Source organism: Nonomuraea pusilla (genome assembly GCF_900109355.1).
Classification (GTDB): Bacteria; Actinomycetota; Actinomycetes; order Streptosporangiales; family Streptosporangiaceae; genus Nonomuraea; species Nonomuraea pusilla.
Genome location: NZ_FOBF01000050.1, coordinates 1 through 4,420, shown reverse-complemented (window position 1 = coordinate 4,420; position 4,420 = coordinate 1). Strand labels below are relative to the sequence as shown.

Here is a 4,420-nt window from a genome sequence, read left to right as displayed (position 1 = left end):
GCCCACCTCGCCGCCATGGCGGACGCGTACGAGGCCGCTCAGGCACAGAAGGGCGGCGACGAGTGAGCACCGACAAGACCGTCTACCGCAGCACCCATCCGGACGTGCTCTCTGTCTGGCACGCCTCCATCGAAGCCCGGGAGGCATGGGGTGAGCTGATGGAGACGTTCCTCGACGAGCACGGGTTCGGGACCCGCAACGTGTACGTCAGCCACAGCGGGCGGGTGCTCGGCGTGGAGCACATCGAAGGCGAGGACGTCCCGGACGGCTGGCGCATCGACTCGCGCACCGGATACCTGATGCCGCGCCTCGCGTCCAGGAAGGGCAAGGCGATCGGCGCCTCCCTCGCAGAGCTGACGCAGCCGGATCCGCGCGACGCCATGCCCGGCATGCCGAAGACGATGTTCGTCAGCCTCGCCCTGCTCACCTGCGGGCTCGCGCTCATCGATGGCGCCTTATACGCCACGTGGAGCCGCCCCATCCCGGAGGAGCGCGTGGACCTGACCATCTGGGAGCGGGTCAAGCTCTCCGAGTACTACGCCGCCGTAGAAGCCGCTGAGGCCGCTCAGGCGCAGAAGGGCGGCCAGCCGTGAGCGCCGTAGACCTCTCCCTCCGCGGGCTCCTCCTCATCGGCGTCCTGTGCTTCCTGGCCGGCACCGCCTTCCTCGGCGCCATCTACCTGACCTGGCGGCGGGAGGAGCAGGCGCGGGAATGCCCCTGGGACATCGGCGACCTGTTCGGCGAGGACGGGCGCGATGACTGACCTCCGCCTCTGCTGCCAGCAGGCCGCGATCGACGGCCTCGACCCGCTCGACCACTGGCCCCACTGTGACGGCCGGAGCGACGACCCCGACCAGGACCCGCTGTTCGACGTCATCCCGCCTGCTACCGCCGGCCTGTCCCGGACGTCTCCGGACGGTCCCGGACAGGACCGGACGACGCTGGAGGTGGCCGGTGACTGAGCCGTACTGGAGCGACGACACCGTCACGCTGTACGTCGGGGACTGCCGTGAGGTGCTCGCCGCGATGCCCGACGCCAGCGTCGACGCCATCGTCACGGACCCGCCGTACGAACTGGCCTTCATGGGCCGGGCGTGGGATGCCTCAGGCATCGCCTTCGACCCGGCCGTGTGGCGGGAGTGTCTCCGGGTGCTAAAGCCCGGCGGCCACCTGCTCGCGTTCGGAGCGCCTCGCGCTTACCACCGGATGGCTGTGGCGGTCGAGGACGCCGGGTTCGAGATCCGCGACTCCATCCACTGGGTGTTTGGCAGCGGCTTCCCCAAAGGCCAGGACATGGGTAAGGCGATCGACCGGCGCAGGGAAGACCGGACGAAGGTACTGCAGGTCACTGCGTGGCTGGCCGCAGCGCGAGACGCGGCGGGGTGGACGAACGCCCAGATCGACGCTCTGTGGGGCTACAGCGGCATGGGCGGTTTATGGACAACACAGGGCAAGGCGGCGATCGTCCCCCGGCTCGACCAGTGGGACAGGATCCGCGACTCGCTCGGCTTCGATGACACAGAAATCCGGCCGCTGGTCGTGGAGTTGAACGAGCGCAAGGGGCGCCTCGGCGAGTCGTTGGAGCAGCGGGAAGTCGTCGGCACGAGATCGGCGGCGACGCGCAAGAGCGACCACCTGTACGGGAACTTCAGTGGAGACGGCCGGCTCACCTTGCCGTCCTCAGAGGCAGCGCATCGGTGGGATGGGTGGAACACGGCGCTGAAGCCGGCACACGAGCCGATCGTGCTGGCCCGGAAGTCGACGGGGTTCAACTCGACGGTGGCGAACATCCTGGAATGGGGCACGGGCGCCCTCAACATCGCGGCCTGCCGTACTCCGGTCACGGCCGAAGATGCCAAGGCGATGGATCGGGTCAATACGCCTGGCAGTGCCCGTATGAAGGCTGGGGCCAGCCCGATCGGCACCTTCACCCGGGCGAGCGGTTCGGGTGCACTGGACACCACTCAGGGCCGCTGGCCAACCAACTTCGTCATCACCCACAGCGCCCTGTGCGCCGAGGACGAGGTGTGTCAGCCGGACTGCCCGGTCGCCGAACTCGACCGGCAGAGCGGGACGCGTCGCTCGGGCGGGGACGTCTCCGGCAACGAACCGAGCCCGAGATTCTCCGAAACCTACGGCGAGTCCGCCCGAGCCAGGTTTGTTAAGCACCGGGACGCGGGCGGCGCCAGCAGGTTCTTCCCGACCTTCCGCTACGAGGCCAAAGCCCCGTCATCGGAGCGGCCGAGACTGGCTGACGGTACCGCGCACGCCACGGTGAAGCCCCTCGCGCTGATGCGTTGGCTCGTTCGTCTCGTCACCCCGCCCGGCGGCCTGGTTCTCGACCCGTTCGCCGGCTCCGGCACCACCGGGGAGGCGTGCGCCCTAGAGGGCTTCCGCGCCGTCCTGGTCGAGCTGGAGAAGCCCCACGCCGAGCTGATCAAGCGGAGGCTGTCGAAGCCTCTGCAGCCTTCTCTGGACTTGTTCTCGATGCCTCATGACCTTTCTCCCTCCTCGCCTCCGGACGGTCCCGGACAGGACCGGACGGAGGTGAACGATGGCCACTGAGTGGATGATCGACGTCGCGGCCAAGAGTGACGACGACCTGTGCCGGCCCGGCGTGCAGGCTTCCCCGCTGTACTCGGACGAGCTGCTGGAGGAGGTCGACCCGCTCGCGCAGGGCAGGGCGTCCAGGTGGCTGCGCCGCAACCGGCCTGCTGGATGGCGGGTCCTGATCCAGGCGCTCGGCCTACCGGAAGGGTCCGCGCTGACCGCGTGGCCCGACGACATGGGCGACCTGGCCGCGGTGGAGGTGTGCGCCCGGGAGACGCGCGAAGACCAGAAGCTCGTTGACGCGACACTGGAGACGCAGCAGGCCGCCGCGGAGCAGCGCGCCGAGCCGCCAGCGCCCCGCCCGGTTCTCATGCCCAAGCCGGCGACCCTGATCGATCTGTCGTGGCACGAACGCGGGATATGCCGAGGCGAGGACCAACTGTTCTTCGCCCCCGATGGCGAACGGCCCGCCGAGAAGGAACGACGCGAGAGCCTCGCCAAGCAGTTGTGCTCCTGGTGTCCCTCCCGGAACGCCTGCCTGGATCACGCGATGACCCGCCCCGAGTCCTACGGCGTGTGGGGCGGGCTCACCGAGGCGGAGAGGCACAGCGAACGCCGCCGGCTTCAGCGCCGGGGGCTTCTCGCGTCGCAGACCGTGCTGAAGGTGTGCCGCCGCTGCTCCGTCACGAAACTGATCGCCGAGTTCGGCACCGACAAGCACGCCAAGGACGGGCTGCACAAGTACTGCCGCCGGTGCACGAACGAGACCGGCCGTGAACGCCGCATCCGCAAGACCAGTCAGGCGGTGGCGTCATGACCGGCGCGTACGCCAGGCACGGCACCTACACCGGGTACACCACGCACGGCTGCCGCTGTGACCGCTGCCGGGAGGCGATGTGCCGCTACAACAAGCAGCGGCTCGCGGCGATCGCGAGAGGGGAGTGGCAGCCGTGGGCCGACATCGGCGAGGTGCGCCAGCACGTCAAGGCGTTGCGTCAGGCCGGGCTTAGCTTCGACTTGATCGCCGACCTGGCGGGAGTGGACCGGCGCAATGTCGAACTGTCGCTGTCTCCCGACCGGAAACGGGTGCGCACCTCCTTCGCCGAGAAGGTCCTGGCCGTCACCGTGGATCTCGACCAGATGCCGGACTGGGCGAAGGTCGATGCGACCGGGACCCGGCGCCGGCTGCAGGCGCTCATGTACGCGGGCTGGTCAGCGAACACGCTCGCCGACATGGTGGGCCTGGAACGGCTGGCGATCAGGAAGCTGATGGACAGGCCGCGGGTGCGGGTCTTCACTGCCCGCGCGGTGCGGAAGGTGTTCGCCGACCTGTGCAACAGGATGCCGCCCTGCGAGGCCAGGTATGAGCGGGCGTCGGTGACCCGGGCCCAGCGTCATGCCCGGGCGCAGGGTTGGGCGCCGGCGATGGCGTGGGACGACATCGACGACCCGCGGGAGAAGCCCAAGGGCATCCGCCGGGAGGCGTCGTGAAGACGTCAGTCCGTGGACTTGCGCCGGCCGCGGGGACGTGGGCCGAGAGCTTCGCGGATGACTCTGGCCACATAGTCGGGGGAGTAGGCGAAGTTGATCGCCTTCGCGATCTCGATGGCGGTCTCGCCTTGCTGAGCCGCCCGCACGATCGCGGACTGGAGGCGCCTGGGCGCTTCCAGGTAGGCGGTCGCGGCTTCCGCAAGCTCGGCGCTCATGTCGGGGTCCACCTCTCAAGCGTCTCATGTGCGCGTTACCACAACCGGATGATAAAGCACGCAACTTGTGCGTGCACTGATAACCTGTACTCACTTCGTATTTATGAAAGGTGGGTGCCTGGGAGGGGTCTACCTGGCGCGCCCGGACGAAGACAGGCCCTGCT

Annotated in this window: 7 protein-coding genes; 6 read left to right on the top strand and 1 reads right to left on the bottom strand. The window is 68.9% G+C overall.

The features are described 5' to 3' along the window. Nucleotides 1-62 precede the first annotated feature (62 nt). From BMX74_RS42385 to BMX74_RS42365, 6 genes are read left to right on the top strand one after another with little or no spacing between them, the layout of a single operon-like run. The gene (locus tag BMX74_RS42385; RefSeq protein WP_091106111.1) at nucleotides 63-593 is read left to right on the top strand and encodes a hypothetical protein; all 531 of its coding nucleotides are present in this window, start codon (nucleotides 63-65) and stop codon (nucleotides 591-593) included. Beyond that, nucleotides 590-763: a hypothetical protein gene (locus BMX74_RS44770; RefSeq protein WP_177227760.1), complete on the top strand. Its 174-nt coding sequence runs from the start codon at nucleotides 590-592 to the stop codon at nucleotides 761-763. Before BMX74_RS42385 ends, BMX74_RS44770 begins: the two co-directional genes overlap by 4 nt. Beyond that, a complete protein-coding gene (locus BMX74_RS42380) occupies nucleotides 756-962 on the top strand; it encodes a hypothetical protein (RefSeq protein WP_091106109.1) in 207 nt (68 codons plus the stop codon). The genes BMX74_RS44770 and BMX74_RS42380 overlap by 8 nt, the downstream gene beginning before the upstream one ends. Further along, nucleotides 955-2,565: a DNA methyltransferase gene (locus BMX74_RS42375; protein ID WP_143078983.1), complete on the top strand. Its 1,611-nt coding sequence runs from the start codon at nucleotides 955-957 to the stop codon at nucleotides 2,563-2,565. The genes BMX74_RS42380 and BMX74_RS42375 overlap by 8 nt, the downstream gene beginning before the upstream one ends. Before the next feature lie 4 nt (nucleotides 2,566-2,569). Continuing rightward, on the top strand, nucleotides 2,570-3,367 hold the full coding sequence (locus BMX74_RS46450; protein ID WP_305728691.1) for a WhiB family transcriptional regulator: 798 nt from the start codon (nucleotides 2,570-2,572) through the stop codon (nucleotides 3,365-3,367). Continuing rightward, a complete protein-coding gene (locus BMX74_RS42365) occupies nucleotides 3,364-4,041 on the top strand; it encodes a hypothetical protein (protein WP_091106107.1) in 678 nt (225 codons plus the stop codon). The genes BMX74_RS46450 and BMX74_RS42365 overlap by 4 nt, the downstream gene beginning before the upstream one ends. 5 nt (nucleotides 4,042-4,046) lie before the next feature. Here BMX74_RS42365 and BMX74_RS42360 read toward each other — a convergent pair whose 3' ends face one another. Continuing rightward, nucleotides 4,047-4,256, bottom strand: coding sequence for a hypothetical protein (locus BMX74_RS42360; RefSeq protein ID WP_143078982.1), 210 nt, complete (start codon nucleotides 4,254-4,256; stop codon nucleotides 4,047-4,049). Between the last annotated feature and the right edge of the window lie 164 nt (nucleotides 4,257-4,420).